The organism is Streptomyces sp. CB00455, from assembly GCF_001905445.1.
Lineage (GTDB): Bacteria > Actinomycetota > Actinomycetes > Streptomycetales > Streptomycetaceae > Streptomyces.
Genome location: NZ_LIVQ01000014.1, coordinates 17,249 through 33,153, shown reverse-complemented (window position 1 = coordinate 33,153; position 15,905 = coordinate 17,249). Strand labels below are relative to the sequence as shown.

The 15,905-nt window shown below is 72.6% G+C and carries 14 protein-coding genes and 1 pseudogene; 13 read left to right on the top strand and 2 right to left on the bottom strand.

What is annotated here, in order from left to right:
- Nucleotides 1-114: 114 nt before the first annotated feature.
- Together mobF and AMK16_RS32755 are read left to right on the top strand one after the other, a co-directional pair.
- Complete coding sequence (mobF, locus tag AMK16_RS32760; protein ID WP_242439031.1) at nucleotides 115-1,938, top strand: MobF family relaxase; 1,824 nt, start codon at nucleotides 115-117, stop codon at nucleotides 1,936-1,938.
- Nucleotides 1,935-2,291, top strand: a complete 357-nt coding sequence (locus AMK16_RS32755) for a hypothetical protein (protein ID WP_073920983.1) — start codon at nucleotides 1,935-1,937, stop codon at nucleotides 2,289-2,291. Before mobF ends, AMK16_RS32755 begins: the two co-directional genes overlap by 4 nt.
- A gap of 647 nt (nucleotides 2,292-2,938) precedes the next feature.
- On the opposite strand, the gene AMK16_RS32750 is transcribed toward AMK16_RS32755, so the two are convergent.
- Nucleotides 2,939-3,412 carry a hypothetical protein gene (locus AMK16_RS32750; protein ID WP_073920982.1) on the bottom strand — a complete coding sequence of 158 codons (474 nt, stop codon included), beginning with the start codon at nucleotides 3,410-3,412 and terminating at the stop codon, nucleotides 2,939-2,941.
- A gap of 335 nt (nucleotides 3,413-3,747) precedes the next feature.
- Between AMK16_RS32750 and AMK16_RS32745 the strand changes: the two genes are divergently transcribed.
- A complete protein-coding gene (locus AMK16_RS32745; protein ID WP_073920981.1) occupies nucleotides 3,748-4,842 on the top strand; it encodes a replication-relaxation family protein in 1,095 nt (364 codons plus the stop codon).
- Between the two features lie 62 nt (nucleotides 4,843-4,904).
- Here the strand turns inward: AMK16_RS32745 and AMK16_RS32740 are convergent, their stop codons facing one another.
- The gene (locus tag AMK16_RS32740) at nucleotides 4,905-5,120 is read right to left on the bottom strand and encodes a hypothetical protein (RefSeq protein WP_073920980.1); all 216 of its coding nucleotides are present in this window, start codon (nucleotides 5,118-5,120) and stop codon (nucleotides 4,905-4,907) included.
- A gap of 473 nt (nucleotides 5,121-5,593) precedes the next feature.
- On the opposite strand from AMK16_RS32740, the gene AMK16_RS32735 reads away from it, so the two are divergent.
- The 10 genes and pseudogenes from AMK16_RS32735 (at nucleotide 5,594) to AMK16_RS32695 (ending at nucleotide 15,847) form a co-directional block, all read left to right on the top strand.
- Nucleotides 5,594-6,067, top strand: coding sequence for a hypothetical protein (locus tag AMK16_RS32735; RefSeq protein ID WP_073920979.1), 474 nt, complete (start codon nucleotides 5,594-5,596; stop codon nucleotides 6,065-6,067).
- Nucleotides 6,068-6,386: 319 nt separating this feature from the next.
- Nucleotides 6,387-7,022: a GNAT family N-acetyltransferase gene (locus AMK16_RS32730; RefSeq protein ID WP_073920978.1), complete on the top strand. Its 636-nt coding sequence runs from the start codon at nucleotides 6,387-6,389 to the stop codon at nucleotides 7,020-7,022.
- A gap of 269 nt (nucleotides 7,023-7,291) precedes the next feature.
- Nucleotides 7,292-7,672, top strand: coding sequence for a hypothetical protein (locus AMK16_RS32725; protein WP_242439030.1), 381 nt, complete (start codon nucleotides 7,292-7,294; stop codon nucleotides 7,670-7,672).
- 5 nt (nucleotides 7,673-7,677) lie between these two features.
- Nucleotides 7,678-8,208: a hypothetical protein gene (locus tag AMK16_RS32720; RefSeq protein ID WP_143196920.1), complete on the top strand. Its 531-nt coding sequence runs from the start codon at nucleotides 7,678-7,680 to the stop codon at nucleotides 8,206-8,208.
- 61 nt (nucleotides 8,209-8,269) lie between these two features.
- A pseudogene (locus tag AMK16_RS38415) lies at nucleotides 8,270-8,674 on the top strand (ATP-dependent DNA ligase); the annotation flags it as partial.
- 386 nt (nucleotides 8,675-9,060) lie between these two features.
- Nucleotides 9,061-10,059, top strand: a complete 999-nt coding sequence (locus AMK16_RS37880) for a helix-turn-helix transcriptional regulator (RefSeq protein WP_073920976.1) — start codon at nucleotides 9,061-9,063, stop codon at nucleotides 10,057-10,059.
- Nucleotides 10,060-10,353: 294 nt separating this feature from the next.
- Nucleotides 10,354-10,515 carry a hypothetical protein gene (locus AMK16_RS36425; RefSeq protein WP_158071271.1) on the top strand — a complete coding sequence of 54 codons (162 nt, stop codon included), beginning with the start codon at nucleotides 10,354-10,356 and terminating at the stop codon, nucleotides 10,513-10,515.
- A gap of 51 nt (nucleotides 10,516-10,566) precedes the next feature.
- On the top strand, nucleotides 10,567-11,937 hold the full coding sequence (locus AMK16_RS32705; RefSeq protein WP_079191885.1) for a nucleotide sugar dehydrogenase: 1,371 nt from the start codon (nucleotides 10,567-10,569) through the stop codon (nucleotides 11,935-11,937).
- On the top strand, nucleotides 11,934-15,086 hold the full coding sequence (locus AMK16_RS32700) for an amino acid adenylation domain-containing protein (protein WP_073920975.1): 3,153 nt from the start codon (nucleotides 11,934-11,936) through the stop codon (nucleotides 15,084-15,086). Before AMK16_RS32705 ends, AMK16_RS32700 begins: the two co-directional genes overlap by 4 nt.
- A complete protein-coding gene (locus tag AMK16_RS32695; protein ID WP_073920974.1) occupies nucleotides 15,083-15,847 on the top strand; it encodes a polysaccharide deacetylase family protein in 765 nt (254 codons plus the stop codon). The genes AMK16_RS32700 and AMK16_RS32695 overlap by 4 nt, the downstream gene beginning before the upstream one ends.
- The last annotated feature ends 58 nt before the right edge of the window (nucleotides 15,848-15,905 follow it).

Below are 15,905 nucleotides of genomic sequence, written 5' to 3'. Positions count from 1 at the left end.
GCGGCGGCCCGCCTGGCGGGCGCTCCGGTGAAGATTTGGTGATGGCCTCCCGCCCGGCGGGAAGGACCCCGGATCACGCTTTTCGGCAGGTCAAGCCCGGTGTTTCATGGGCCGATGATCAGCCAAACACCGATCCGTCCGGGAGACGGGCGCTATCTCTTCCGCGGCGTGATGGTCGGCGACGGCCACCGCGGGGCGGGTACGTCGCTGCGCGCCGCCCAGGACGAAGCCGGTGTCCCGCCCGGTGTGTGGAAGGGCCGGGGCCTAGCCGCGGTCGGCCTGACGGCCGGGGACGTGGTGACCGAGCGGCAGGCCGAGCTGCTCCTGGGGGAAGGCCGGCACCCGGACGCGGACCGGATCGAGAGCGAGCTCCTGGCGCAGGGCAAGAGCCCGGCCCGCGCCCGGCGGGCGACCGTGCTGGGCAGGCCCATCGAGCACAACCGCTCGCCCAAGACCGAGAAGGCCAAGGAGCGCATTCCCTGGCTCGGCATGCACCTGGTGTTCCGGCCCCCACCGACGGCCCACATCGCGTGGGCGCTGATGGGTCACGAGATCCGACTGGTGCTGGAGCTGTGCCAGGACATCGCCCGGGACAAGACGCTGGAGTGGCTGGAGGATGCAGTCGCTCAGATCCGCTGGAAGGGCGGTGGCAAGCACCGGGCCGGTGTCCGAGACGGACTGATCGTCGCGGTCTTCCGGCACTACGAGTCCAGAGCCGCGGACTCCAAGCCCCTTCTCCACGATCATGCGTTGGTGTCGATCCGTGCCCGGCGGCCGGACGAGAAGGGCACGTGGGGCAACTTGTCGGCGGATTCGATGCTGGCCCACATAGTCGCGGCCGACACCCTCTTCATCTTGTTCTTCATGGAGGAGGTGTCCGCCCGGCTCGGGTGGGCGTGGGAGCCGCGCGAGGTGACACCCGGTCGTCGGCCCGTCATGGAGATCGCTGGGATCGACCAGCGGCTCATCGGCTGGCAGTCGACCCGACGCCAGCAGATCGAGGACGCCATGTCCGTCCTCACGGCCAAGTACGAGAAGAAGCACGGGCACGCGCCAGGGGAGCGGGCCGGCTACGCGCTGGGCTGCCAGGCCGCAGACCGGACGCGCCCGCACAAGCGCAAAGAGCTGCGGTCGCTGTCCGAGCTGCGCGAGCGATGGCGGGAGTCAGCCATCGCCGCGTTCGGCGCCGACGTCGTCTCCCGGCTGGCGGAACGGGCGCGGGCGGCGGCCGCGGCGGTGTGGGCGCGGGTGCGGCCGGTGGTCGACGTCATCCTGGCGGCCGTCGACGTCGTGGCCGTGGTGTACGTGATGCGCGGCGCGTTCAAGCGCCACCACCTGCTCGCCGAGGCCCGCCGCCACCTCTCCTACGTCCTGCGCGGCCGACCCCACCAGAGGGGCCTGGACGAACAGATCGTGCAGAGGGTCATCGACGACTACACCCGGCCCGTCGGGCGGGGCCGGATGATGACCGCCGATCTGCGCGCCCTGTACCCGCGCGACACCGACGACCAGGCCGTGCTGCGCCCGCTGACCCGCAAGCGGACCGCCCCTCTCTACGAGCGGGCCCGCCTGGCAGCCGGAGCGTTGACCGCCCGGGTCCACGCCACGCGCCGCTCGGACCGCCTGGGCTCCCGCACCCGCCCGCACACCGTCGCTGTGCCCGACGCAGCGAGGTCTCGCTCGCGTCCGTCGCGCACGGACCGTAAGGCCGGCCGCGGCCAGGAGCAGGGGACCGATGTTGCCGCGCTGGAGCAGACCCGCGCCACGATCGAGGCCGCCGCCAAGATGGCCGCCAAGCTCCAGGACGGTGTCCGGGAGCGCGCCGCCGCCCTCCGACCCGCGCCGCAGCCCACCCCGGCAGCGTCCCCGCCGTCACACACCCAGCAGCCCAACGTTCAGCAGACGCCGGGCCGGACACCCAGTGGAGGAGTCGCATGAGCACACCAGAGGAGAATCCGGAGATCCCGGGACTCGAGGACGCCCTCGCCCGAGCTCGCGCAGCCCACAAGGAGATGGCCGCCGCGCTCGGCGAGGACCAGGAGCCCGAGCTCGATGAGGACCTGGGGTGGCAGCCGGTGTGGAAGCGGCCCCGGAAGCTGAAGTCGAAGGCGGCGGAGAAGGTGGAGCTGCGCAAGCAGCGGCGTCGGCTCCAGGATGCCGGGAAGCGCCGCCTCGCCGCCGGGCAGTCACGCCGGCCTCGCTCCCGGCAGAGCCGGATCGGCAACGCCGCCGCGCGCCGCGATGCCCGCGCCCTGTCCCGGGTGCGGCACTCCACTGCCTGGCTGTGGTGACGATGCCGGGCATCGTCCACCGAGTGGAATCCACGATGTTCACCATCCAGTGCATCGAGTGGAGTCCACCGGGTGGCCTCCACTCGGTGGACTCCACTCCGGCGCGCACCGGCTGACGGTGGACTCCACTCCCGTGCGCACCACGATGTTCCACCCCGCACCTGGTGCGCACCTCCCGACGATGCCCGGCACCCGATGCACCGCCCCGCACCGTGCGCACCACGATGCTCGGCACTCGGCGCGCACAACGATGTCTGGCATCCGATGTTCCGCACCGCACGCGAAGCGCACCTCCCGGATCATGTGCGCACCGGCCGACCGCCTACCCCTTGACCAGGTCTGGGCGGCCGACCGGTGACCCCTTGACCAGGTTCGCCAGCGGAGCGTTTCCCCTGGACAGAGCCGGTCCCGGCCACCGATCAGGTCGCGGTCAAGGGGGTGTGTGATAGGGCCCGTCGCCACGTGCTGCCGCACTCGGTGCGGTGCGGCAGCACGATGTCGCGCACCACGATGTGCGGTGCGGTGCGGCGGTGCGCACGCAACGGGTGCACCCGCCCGGCGATGGCGTCCACCCGATGCGCACCATCCACCGCACCGCCGGGCGGTGGTGCGCACCGTGCGCGCACCACCGACATCGGCGGTGCGCACTACATCGCGGTGGTGCGCACCGGGTGCGCTCCGGCCGGTGCGGGGTGCGCCGCCAGCGCCTGACCGAAGGCGATGGCGTTCAGCTGCTGCAGGACGTCGGCGACTTCCTCGTGGCCCTGGGTGAGGATCTGCGTGGTGAAACGGATGACCGCGAGGGCGAGGCCCTCGGCCGCGTCGGCGCCGGCCTGCTCGTGCCAGGACCGCAGGGTGCCCAGGAAGCAGATCCCCAGCTCGAACAGGGCGAACGAGCTGTCACACGGCACCGCCTTCTCGTCCCGGTCGGGCAGGTTGGTCGTCGGGATGACGATGTGGTGCGCGACCTCTATGAGCAGAGCGGGCATCTGCGGCTCCTCGGCGAGGAACTCGGCGGCGGTTTCGGTGTCGCCGGCCTCGATGGCCCGGAGGTAGTTGAAGGCGCTCATCACCGCGTGGGGAGTCATCGGGGTGAGCGGCATGGTGATGGTCTCGGACATGGGGGGCTCCTCATATACGGGGCCGCCCCGCTGATCGTGGCGGCCTCAACAGGAGCCTGAGTGAATGGCCCTGTGGACAGCGGCCGCGCTCGGGAGGGAGAAGTCTCCCTCCCCGCAGGACCCCGAAAGCCCGGAGCGCGCATGTGGCGCCGGTCACGGACAAACCCGCCCGGTCCAGGGGTAGTCAAGGAGAAATCGGACACCTGTCGTGGGTGACCGTCAGACCGCGGTCAAGGGGGTCCTTTTCACGGTGGCCCCGGCCCGCGCGCACCTCAGCGTGTGGGCCGGACCTGTCACCGATCCGGCCGCGACGGCCGGAGAACCGCGAGGATCCGATGACCACCGCCCCCACCCCGAACACCCCGCCGCACCCGGCGTACCCCGCTGCGACGGCGAGCCCCGCTGGGAGCCCTGCGGCGAGCCCCGCGCCCAGCCCCGCAGCCGTCGGCCGCCGCCTGAGCGTTGTCGCTGATCAGACCCCCGATTCGCCTACCCCGGCCGGTTGCAACTCCTCTTCTCCCCGTACTGATGTACCTGGAGAAGCGTCCCGGGCCCGGAAGACAGCGGCGGCGAAGGCCGGCGCGGACATCCGCGGCGAGGTCCTGCTGACCCTCGCCCAGCTGCGCCTGGCCACACCCCGCCAGCTCAAGGCCCTCCTGCTGCCGCACCAGCAGGGCACCGACCACGTACGCCGCGCCCTGCGCAACCTGCTCGACGAGTCCCCGGCCCTTGTGGGCCGGACCCACCGCGCCCAGCAGAGCTACTGGTACTGCACCCCGGCGGGTCTCGCCGAAGCGGCCGCCTCCGGTGAGCTCGCTTCGACGGCTGGCCGGACCACCGGGAAGCGCATCGCCGCCAGCAAGACGGGCCTGCGTGAGCACGGTCTCGCCCTGGTCGACACCGTCGTCGCCTTCCACCAGTCGGAGGTGGCCGACCACGCGGACTGGCGGGTGGAAGTCGCCCACCCCACTGCGGCCGGAACCCTGGTCCCCGACGGCGTGGTGCTCCTGGCCGACGGCGCCAGCGCGTTCGTGGAGATCGACCGCACGATGTCCTACGCCCGCCTGGTCGCCAAGCTGGAGCGCTACGACGCCTACCGCAACGCCCCGGCGTCCGGGCGCGGGAACGCCGCCCGTGCCCCGCGCAGCCACTGGCAGGAGACCTACGCCGGGCCGTCCCTGGAGCGGCCCTTCCCGCCGGTGCTGTTCGTCTTCGCCCCGGCCCCACGCCGCGCGGCGCCGACCACGAGGGAGGCCGCCTTCCACGAGCGGGCCCGCCGGGTGGGGAGCGTGAACTACCGGCTCACCGTGGCGACCACGACCCTGCCCCTTCTGACCCACGACGGGGCGGATGCTCCGGTGTGGCGGGTCGTCGGCAACGGCCACGGCGAGGAACGCCGCGCCCTGGCCGCACTCCCGAAGGCACGGTGAGGCCAGGGCCCGCGGGCTTGCGGCCGGAAGTCTCCCGTCCGGCCGGCCAACCGGCCCGGCCGCTACGGCGTCGGCTCCCACGCTTCGGGGCCGGCACCCCTCCACTCCACGAAGTCGGGATCGGTCAGGTCCACGTCCTCGGCGCTCTCCAGGCCGGCGGCGGCCAGGAAGACCCTGATGTCGGATGGGCGGTGCGCGACTCCGATGGCGACGCCGTCGTAGCGGACCCGGCGCCAGCCCTGTTCGTCGGGCGGGTAGACGATCAGCTTGGCGGCCATGCCTCCACCATCGTTGCGCCACTGCCGCTCAGCAGGCGGTGGGCAGCCATCCGGGCTACCCGCCCCGGCTGCATCACGAGGGCAAGCCGAAGGGGAGCCTGGGCAAGCCACCCCGCACCCCGGCTTGCCCACCCCGGCTGGGGCCTGTCGGCAGGGGACGTCGGTCACGGTCGGCCCGGAGCCTCCCGGCGAGGTCCGGCTGACCGGTGACCGATGGCCGGTCACCGGCTCGGTCGGGAGTTGCACGGGTCGGTCACGGCGCTGACGTGCTGGTTGACCGATCACGGGAGACAGATCGGTCACGTCCGGCCTGCCGATCGGTCACGGCTGCTGCTGGGCAAGCCCTCGACCCGGAGGGCTTGCCCAGCGTCCGGATCGCGTGGCGGGACGGTTCCCAAGGTCGCGGCGTCACCGTCTGGGACGCGACGGCCCGGAGCCGGCCGACGCTTCCTCGCGAGCCGTAAACCGGAACCATGAGACGAATCAAGCAGGAGAACCCGGCCGTGCCCGGGCAGAGCGATGCGGGCGACATGTGGCTGGCCCTGGCGCGCCTTCACGCCGCCCACCGCGACCCGGTCGGCCGCCTCGTGCCGTTCGAGCGACCGGAGGCACTGCTGTCCCTCACCAACCCGGACGACCTCCTCTTCACCGCACGGGTCGAGCTGTCCGGGATGGAGACGATGGGCCACCTCCACGACCTCATCCGCACGGTCACCCACGGCGTCACCACGGAACTGGGCTACGCAGGGCCCGGGGTCGCCCTGGAGGTCCAGGTCGGCAAGCGCCACGAACTCGCCCTGCACCGGGCCCACGTCGACGGCCTCACCCGGCTCCTGCGCCACGCCGTCGACACCGTCGCGGCCCGCAGCACGCCCGGGGGCGGCCGGTGCTTCCACTGCGACGGCACCGGGCGTGCCCGCCCGCTGTGGGAGCCGGCAGCCGGGTAAGCCTGAACGACTGGGCAAGCCACCCGCGAGGGCGGCTTGCCCAGGTGCCGGTGCCTGCGGCCCTTTGCGTCCTGTGCGCAGGACGTTGGCGTAAGTCCTGGCCTCGACCACCGGGTTCGACGGGATCCTGGAGGGCTGAGAGTTGTCTGGAGACGAAAGAAATGCGCCATCATCCGCGCCTCTGGCGGCGTGATGACCGCATTGACCCGCATCAAAGTACGGCGTTCCGGCCTACTGGTAACTGGGCCTCCCGCTGGCCACCGGGTGCCCTGGTGATCGGCGCGGTGACGGCCGCCTGCCATAACCCGAGAGGACGCCCGTGGGACGACACAAGCCTGGCAAACCCCGACGCCGCCGCCTCGACGAGCTGCCCGACAACATCCAGATCCGGGAAACCCGCCCCGGAGAAGGCAAGGCATTCACCGACCTCGCCGCTCTTGCCATGGAAGGGCACGGCGACTTCGACGACCGCGAGGCCATGTGCGAGGTCATCGACGAAGGAGGCCCGTTCATGAGCCAGTTCGGAGCCGGGCGGTTCGTATTCCTGGTCGCCGAACACACGCCCACCGCACGCATCGTGGGCGTCTCCTCCAGTATCCCGCCCCTGTCCGTCCTTGGCGGAATGGAGCGCGACGGAGCAGACCCCGTAGCCCTGGGGGCCACTGCTATGGCCTATGTCAAAATCCGCGCCCTGGCTGTTGCCGACGACCACCGCCGTCAGGGGATCGCCTCAGCTCTCCTCATCAAGGCCCTGGCAATCCACCGTGAGCACCGCGCGTTCTTTGCCTACGGGCAGTTCACCGCCGGAGACGACGACCTGGCCCGGTTCTACCGGCGCCACGGGTTCACCATCCATGCCCCGGGGCAGCCGGTCATCCTTCCCGGCAGTTCCAGGCACCGCGATGTCGGCGCCGCCCCGCTCGCCGGCGAGCAGATGTTCTCCCGCGCGATCTAACCCTGCTCGCCTTCCCTGGCGTGACGGACCGGTCATGGCGTCCCGGATGACCAGTCAAGGGATGGGCAGGCCCAAAGGTCCTCAGGGCAAGCCCACGCCAGCGGTAGCGCCCTCCGCCTGCGGGGCAAGCCCGTGAGCGGCTGGGCAAGCCCAAGGGGAGCCTGGGCAAGCCGCCCCGAACGGTGGCTTGCCCGCACCGGCCGCGTGCGCTCAGGGTGGTGCCCGTCCTGCCGGATGTTCCGGCCGGGCTCGTACGAGGGAGGCACCCGGTGGAGACCTTCGAGGCGGGGGAGACGGTGGTGCGGCGCGACGTGCACCGCTCTGGGCGGGTGTGGAGCGAGCAGGCGTTGCGCGTTGTCGCCGACACCGGCGAGGCGTTGGTGACCGCCTGCGCGCCCGGGGCTCAGGCGCTGTGGCCGGCCCTGTACGCCAAAGCCCGCGTCGACGGCGACCGGTCGGTGCGCACGGAGGCGTTCGACGCGATGGCGACGGGGCAGTGGGAGCTCGCGCCCGGGGTGTGGCAGGAGACGGAGCTGCTGCTGTGGAAGCCGCCAGCGGCGTGGTTCAGCATCAACGCCTTCTTCACCGCGGCCGGGCTGAGGAACTGGTACGTCAACTTCGAATACCCCACCTGCCGCGACCCCTCATGAAGCCCATGAAGTCCCCCGTGCTCGCGGCTGCTGCGGCATTGGCCTGCGTCGCGGCGACGGCCCCGGCCGGCGCAGCGGCCCAGGCCCCGCTCCACTACCAGTGCTCCAGCAGCACCCGGTCCATCGACGACACCGCGTACAGCGGTCCGTGGCCCGACAACTGGGACGTCACCATCTCCGTGTGCGCGGCCCGCTCCGGATCCACCGTCCACTCCTACGCCGAGGCCCGCTGGGACGGCCCCACCTTCTACGCCGTCGACGACACGACGATCTTCGACGGGGCAAAAATCCGACTCCAGATCAAGGAGTCCCGACACGGCACGGACCCGCTGGTCGCCGAGCACGACTTCACGGGCCTGGAAGCCCGGCTGGAGGACAGCAACTCCAACGCCCACTACAACGGGCGCTACCGGACCGGAACGATCAGCCACCGCGCCGGTCCCCGCGCCCTCGCTGACGTGGTGCTGTTCCTGGACTGGCACGGCGACGGACGCGGCTACCAGCGCCACGAGTACACCGGATCCCCGACCGTCTGACCCCACCGCGCTCCCCGTTGAGCTGCTGCGCGGGCCCCGGATCGCCAGGGTCCAGCGGCGCATGCCGTCACCGTGCCGTATCCGGCCCGCTTCCTGCGCGCGGCGGACCCGTCGGCACTTCGGATGGATCACCCTTCCGGGCGCGTACTGCGCCGGTCCCGGCCGTGGCGGCGGACCCTGGAGGCAGGGGGATGACGAGAGGGGCTGCTGGGTGACGCTGTATCCGCCGGTGGAGCCGATGCTGGCGCAGGCCGCGGAGGAGATCCCGCCCGTACGCCCGCACGCCGCGGTCGCCTACGAGCAGAAAATCGACGGCCACCGGATGCTGGTGTTCACCCCGGCCGGGCCCGGCGGGCGGGTGCTGCTGCAGACCCGCCGCGGCGCCCTGGTCCAGGACGCCTTTCCTGATCTGGTCGCGGCGGCGGACCAGCTGCCGTACGCGCTGGTCCTCGATGGCGAGGTCCTGGTGTGGGACCCGGCCACCGGCGGCCTGTCCTTCGAGGCGTTGCAGCGGCGTGCTGCTGCCCGCGCCGGCACATCGCCGACCTTGCCGGCGGCCGCGGATGGCTCATCTTCACGTTCGTCCGCCGCGACGCCGAGCCCCAGATCACCGTCATCGAGGCATTCTGGGCCTGAGCCGGGAACCGTCCGCCGGCGACGGCAAGCGCGCCCGACCGACGGAACCCCACCGAAAGGCCGCCTGCGGGCGCCCGGCCGGTGTGACGTGAACCTCGGAAAAGGGGGACGTCAGCGCGCCGGTGGGGGCGCTATGCTCACGCGCCGGGCATCGCCCGCCGGCGCGGCTCAGGGGAACGGGTCGCGGCCCGGGGCAGCACACAAGGGGGAACATCTATGCCTGAATCCGAGGACCAAGGGCAGGCGGACCGCGCGTTGTACGGGCTCATCTACCGCAATCCCGCATGGTCTCTGGACCTGGTGGCGGCCGAGGCCCGCTGCTCGACCGCGGAGGCCGAGGAGGCGTGCGACCGGCTGAGCATGAGCGGACTGCTCGCTCCGGCGCCCGAATCGCCCTGCGGGTTCACGACCGTGGACCCCGAGGCCGCGCTCACGCGGCTCTTCTCCGCGGAGGAGCGCCTTGCGACCGCGCATCTCCAGCAGGTCTCGAGGATCCGCACCGCCATATCATCGCTGGTGCACGACTTCCCCGATCTGCGCGGCGAGCGGCGCGAGGCGGTGGAGATCGAGACGCTGGAGACCCCGGCCCTCGCCAACGCCTTCCTGGACGATGCCGGGAGCATGGCCCGCTCACGCATGCGGTCCATGCACCCGGGCGGCCCTCCGCCCGAGGGGATCATCGACGACATGCTGCTGCGCGACAACGAGATGGAGAGCCGGGGCATCAAGGTGGAGGCGCTGTACCAGCGCCGCGCCGCGGAGGTCCCGTACATGGCGGCGTACCTGGCGGACGCCGTACGGCCGGGCAGGGAGGCGCGCACCGCGGACTGTCTGCCGCTGCGGATGATCCTGTTCGACGACGACCTGGCCGTCCTTCCGATCGATCCGCGGGACAGCCGCCGTGGCGCGTTCGCGATCCACGGGAAGGCCCTGGTCCAGTCGTTGCACGCCTTCTACGACCACTGCTGGCACTACGCGGCGCCCCTGCAGCGGGCGCCCGAGCGTCGGCAGGCGGTCGAGACGGCGCTGGACAGCCAGGAGCTGCTGGTGGTCAAGCTGCTGGCCGACGGAGTCAAGGACGAGGCGATCGCACGCCAGTTGGGGATATCGTCGCGCACGCTGAGCCGGCTGATCTCGGCCATCCTGGACCGGTTCGGCGCCACCACGAGGTTCCAGGCCGCCCTGCGCGTCGCCGAGGCGGGGTTGTTGGCCTAAGCGCGTGAAGCGGGGGGCGGGAAAAGAGGCGGGGCACCCGGGCATCGGCCCGGTGCCCCGCCTCTTTTGCGTCCGACATGGCGGGGGACCGGCGCACGACGCCGCCCCGTCTCGGATGCTGAGACAAAGGCGGCTCGTGGCCGGGGGTCGCCATGACCGGTTGTCGCCGTCCGGATTCCTTGATCGACTGGTTTCCATCGCCCAGCATGGTGATGCGAGCTCGCCCGCGGCCGACCGCCCGGCACCGAAGAACTCCACTCCGATCACTTTGACTCATGCTCCCGGGGGACAACCATGTCTGCAGCCTTCCGTACCCGCTGGTGTACCGCCGCCGCCCTCGTGCTCGCTCTGGCGATCACAGGACTGGCCGGCCTGGCCTCCGAGGACCGCGGTGCCTCCGCGCATACCGTCACGGCGTCCGCCGCCGGGCCCGGTGACGACAACGGCTGGTGGTAGAGCGCGCACCCAGCGAGCCAGCGCCTGCCCGACCGTCCCTGAGGAGCCGAGATGGATCTCATCACCACCGCGCCACCGATATCCGCCCCACCGGTATCGGCCCACACCACACCTGCCCCAGCGGCCGCCGCCCCCCACCACGGGCCCGCCCCCGCCCCGTGTCTCACCCGTACCGTAGAGGTCGCCGTCGTCGGCATCGGGTACGCGGGTCTGCCGCTGGCCGTGGCGGCCGCCTCCGCCGGACGCCGTACCCGGGGACTCGACCTCAACGAGTTCATCGTGGCGCAGGTGAACATCGGCTACCCGCCGGTGGACACCGTGACCGCCGCACAGCTCGACGCCGTGGCCGACCAGCTGGACGCGAGCACCGATCCGGCGTTCCTGCGCGACTGTTCGGCCATCGCCCTGTGCGTGCCCACCCCGGTGGACGCCCACGGTGTACCCGACCTGGGACCGCTGCTGTCGGCGACCCGTACCGTCCGCGATCACCTCGCGCCGGGCCAGCTGGTGATCGTCGAGTCGACCACGTACCCGGGCACAACGGACGGGGTCATCCGCGAAACCCTGGAGGAATCCGGTCTGGTCGCGGGCGAGGACTTCTTCCTGGCCTTCTCCCCGGAGCGGGTCGACCCCGGCAACGAGCACTTCGGCTTCCATAACACCCCCAAGGTCGTGGGCGGCCTCACGGCAGCGTGCCGGGAGAGGGCGGCGGCCTTCTACCGCGAGCTCACCGAACAGGTCCACGTCACCCGCTCCACACGCGAGGCCGAGGCGGCCAAGATCCTCGAGAACACCTACCGCCAGGTGAACCTCGCGCTGATCAACGAGTTCGCGCAGATCTGCCACCGGCTGGGCGTGGACGTCTGGGACACGATTGACGCGGCCGCCACCAAGCCCTTCGGCTTCACGCCCTTCCGCCCCGGCGCCGGCGTCGGCGGCCACTGCATCCCCGTCGACCCTCTCTACCTGGTGCACCGTGCCACTCAGGAAGGCCTGCCGTTCCGCATGGCCGAGCAGGCCCAGCGCGTCAACGACTCGATACCCGTCTGGGTCGCCGCCCGGGCCAAGGACCTGCTCTGCCACCACGGGATCGAGGTGCGCGGGGCACGGGTGCTGCTTCTCGGTGTCACCTACAAGCCGGACGTCGCCGACGTGCGCCACTCGCCCGCCGAACCGCTGGCCGCCGAACTGCTCGCCATGGGTGCGCACGTGAGTTTCCACGACCCGTACGTGACCGCCTTCGCGGCGCGCGGCCGGGCGCTGCCGCCCTGCCACGACCAGGCGGCGGCCGTCGCGCAGAGCGACCTGGTCATCGTCGTACAGCGCCACCGGATGTACGGGGACGAGCTGCTCGCCGCGGCCCCGCTGCTGCTCGACCCCAGCGGCCCCACCCCGGCCGGGTGCGAGGGGGCACGGCCGTGACCGTACCGACAGCGCCCCGCCGGCTGCCCCCGGTACCGGAGGCGATCCACGCGCGCGTCCTCGCCGACCCGTCGGCGACAGCCCTGCGCACCCCCCGGCAGAGCGTCAGCTACGCCGCGCTGTGGGAGCGCGCGGCACGAACGGCGGACACCCTGCTCGCCCACGGCGTGCGCGGCGCGGACATCGTCGCCGTGCATCTGCCGTCCGGCCCCGAGGCGGTCACCGCGATGCTCGGGACCTGGCTGGCCGGGGCCGCGTTCCTGCCCATCGACGTCCACACGCCCGAGGAGCGCCGCTCCTACCTGCTACGCGACTCGCGGGCCGTCGTGACGATCGACGCCGAGGGCGTCACGGCCCTGGGACGGAGCGCCGGTGGCGCGGAGGGCCGCCCCGGGTACGTCCGTCCCGCGTACGCCATCTACACCTCCGGATCCACGGGCGCCCCCAAAGGCGTGCTGGTCGGACACGAGGCCCTCGCCCGTCATGTCGATGCCGCCGCCGGCCTGTTCGAGCTGACAGAAGCCCAAACCGTCCTGCAGTTCGCGAGCATCGGCTTCGACGTCGCGCAGGAGGAGATCTGGCCCACCCTGGCCGCCGGCGGCACGCTCGCCTTCCACCACGGCGGGGTCCCCGACAGCGAGTCGCTCGCCGCCGCGGTCCGCGATCTCGGGGTGACGCTCCTCCAGCTGCCCACCGCCTACTGGCGCATGCTCTGCGCCGAACTGGACGGCGCGGACCGGCCGTCCCTCGCCGGCGTACAGACGGTCGTCATCGGCGGCGAGAACGCCACGGCCGCCGACGCCCGCGCCCACCAGCGCACCCCGCTCGGCCACACCACCCTGGTGAACGGCTACGGACCGACGGAAACGGTGGTCACCGCCACCGCCCTCGTGATCGCGCCGCGCGGGCCGGTGCCCGCCACCGGCGGGCTGCCCATCGGCGGCCCGGTCGGGGACCGCCGGCTGTACGTGCTCGACGAGCACCGGCGGCCCACCCCGCCCGGGGAACCCGGCGAACTGTGGATCGGCGGCCCCATCCTGGCCGCCGGCTACCTCAACGACCCGGCGCGCACAGCGGAACGCTTCACGACCGACCCGTTCGCCACGGATGCCGGCGCTCGGATGTACCGCACCGGCGACCTCGTCCTGCGGCACGCGGACGGGAACCTGGAGTTCCTGGGACGCGTCGACAACCAGGTCAAGATCCGCGGGCACCGCGTCGAACTCGACGAGGTCGACCGGCATCTGGTCGACACCCCGGGCGTCACCTCGGCAGCCGCCTTCGCCCTGAGCGACGGGTCCGGCGGGCAGATCCTCGCAGCCGCCGTCACCCTCGCGGCCGACGGCCCGAGCCCGGAGGACGTGCGCGAACGCCTGCGCGCGCGTGTCCCCGGATATCTGGTCCCGGGCCGGATCGCCGTGCTCGACCGGCTTCCCCTCACCACCTCCGGCAAGATCGACCGCCGGGCCGCCGCGGACCGGGCCGACCAGCTCCTGTGCGAGCGCGCCGAAGGGGCCGTGGAGCAGGAAGGGCCGTTGCCGCTCGACAGCGTCCTCGGCCTGCTGCGCGGGCTCCTCCAGGCGCCCGGTTACGGCGCCGACGACGACTTCCTCGCCCACGGCGGCGACTCGCTGATGGCGATGCGCGCCTGCGCCCATCTGCGGACCCGCGGGGTGCCCCTGTCGCCCGCCGACCTGCTCACCGGGCGCACCCTGCGCACTGCCCTCGCCCGGGCCCAAGAGCGGGGCACCGCCGCGCCCGCCCGCGTCGAGGAGGAGCCCGCCGGCCCGCTGGACCTGCTGCCCGCGCAGCGGCGCTGGCTGTACGACGGGGAGCTGCCCGAGCCCGACCACTTCTGTCTCAACGCCCTGTTCGGCGTGGACCCCGGCCTGGGTCGCGAACCCCTCACCCGGATCGCCGGCGCCCTGCTGGAGCGGCACTCCGCGCTGCGTACCGCGCTGTCGGCCGACGGCACGGCCGAGCTGACCGCGCCGGACCCCGCGAGCTCCGTCATGTGCGTCGACCTGTCCGCCGTGCCCGTACCGGAACGCACCGTGCGTCTGGAGGAGGCGCTGGCCGCGGCGCAGAAGTCGATGTCGCTCGCCGACGGCCGGATGTTCGGGCTGCTGTACGCCGAGATCGGCGACGGGACCGCCCGTCTGCTGATGACCGTCCACCACTTCGTCCTGGACGGCGTGTCCATGGGCGTTCTCGTGGACGACCTGGAGGCGCTGCTCGCACGCCGGGCACCGGAGGCGGCGGCCGTCACCGGCCCGCGGGCGGTCGGCACGGCGCTGCGCGCCTGGCTGGACAGCGCCGAGGCACGCCAGGACGCCGCCGAGTGGATCGCCCGTACGGCGCGGTTCGCCGCGCTGAGGCCCGAGCTCGACGGACCGGACCGGCTGCCGAGCCTGCGCGTCCACCGGTTCCGGCTCGGCGTGGACGCCACCCGCCTGGTCACCCGCGAGCTGCCCGCCTCGGGCATCGCCCCGCACGACTTCGCGCTGGGCTGCCTGGCCGGCGGCCTGGCCAGATGGACGGGTGAGGCCGTGCACGGCGTCGACGTGTACGCGCACAGCCGGGACGTCTGCGCTGGCGCCCTCGACCTGTCCCGCACAGTCGGCTACGTCCAGAGCACGTATCCCGCGGTACTGCGCTGGCAGGGGCGGGGCATGGCCGCGCTGCGTGCCGCGCTCACCCCGCTACGGGCGCTGCCCGAGCGGCGGTACGGCTTCGACGCGCTGCGGTTCGGCTCGCCCGAACCGGCCGAACGGGACGCCCTGGGCGCCTGCCCGCGACCGAGTGTGCGCCTGAACTTTCGCGGACACCTGCTGCGCCTCGAGCAGCGTGCGCCCGACGCCGTGCTGCGCCCCGCGGCCGAGAGCTTCGGTGCGCACCGCTCACCTCTCCAACGCGAGCGCTACCTGCTGATGGCGGAGGGCGACATCGTCGACGGGGAGTTCGAGCTCAGCCTGAAGTACTCGACGGGGCACTGGAGCCCGGCGCGGATCGAGGAGCTGGCCGAGGCGGTCGAGCAGGTGATGACCGAGGTTCTCACCGAAGCCGAAGCCGAAGCCGAAGCCGAAGCCGAAGCCGGGGCTGCCGACGCCGCCGCCGCTCGGCCGGCGGAGACGGGAGGTACCCGATGAGTACGGCCGCGATCCCTCTGGTACCGGGCATCCCGAGCGAGCACCAGCCCACGACGGGCAGCGCTCCGGGCTGGCCCCTGGTCCTGTACTTCCACCACGTCCACCCCGACGTGCGGCACTACACCGCTCTCACGCCCCGGGAATTCGCCCTCGGCATGGAGCGGGTGCTCGCCGAGTTCGACCCGTACGAGCCCTCGGATTTGCTCGCCGGAGGGGGCCCCCGCCGCCCGGAGCGCCCGACGGTCCTGGTGACCTTCGACGACGGGTACCGCGACAACTTCGTACACGCCCGTCCGATTCTCGACCGCCTCGGCGTGCGCGCGGTGTTCTTCGTCTGCACCGCTCTCCTGGGGCAGCGCAGCGACCAGCCGCGGGCCGACCATCTGACGCGCGAGGAGTGCGAGCTGCTGGCCGCGGACGGCCATGCGATCGGGGCGCACACCCGCACCCACCCGCACCTCGACCGGATCCCGGACGAGGTGGCGCGCAAGGAGTCCCTCGACTCGCTCGCCGACATCGCGGACTGGTTCGGGCCCGGGCCCGCACGGCTCTTTGCCTATCCCTACGGCGGCATCCCCGAACAGCCCGGCCTGCCCGAGGACGTACTGGCTTTCGGGACGGTGCGCTCGCCGGCCCGGCCGTGGGGAGCGGACCCGCAGTCGATCCGGCGGACGTACCTGCCGTCCGGCGCCACCGAGACCTGGGACGGACTGGTCCGCCACTGGCGCGACCGGTGGACGCCCGGCGCCCCGCGTCACTGACCGGGCACGCACCCGGGCCGGCGCACCTGCCCCGGTCCCGGATCAGGACCCGCCGGTC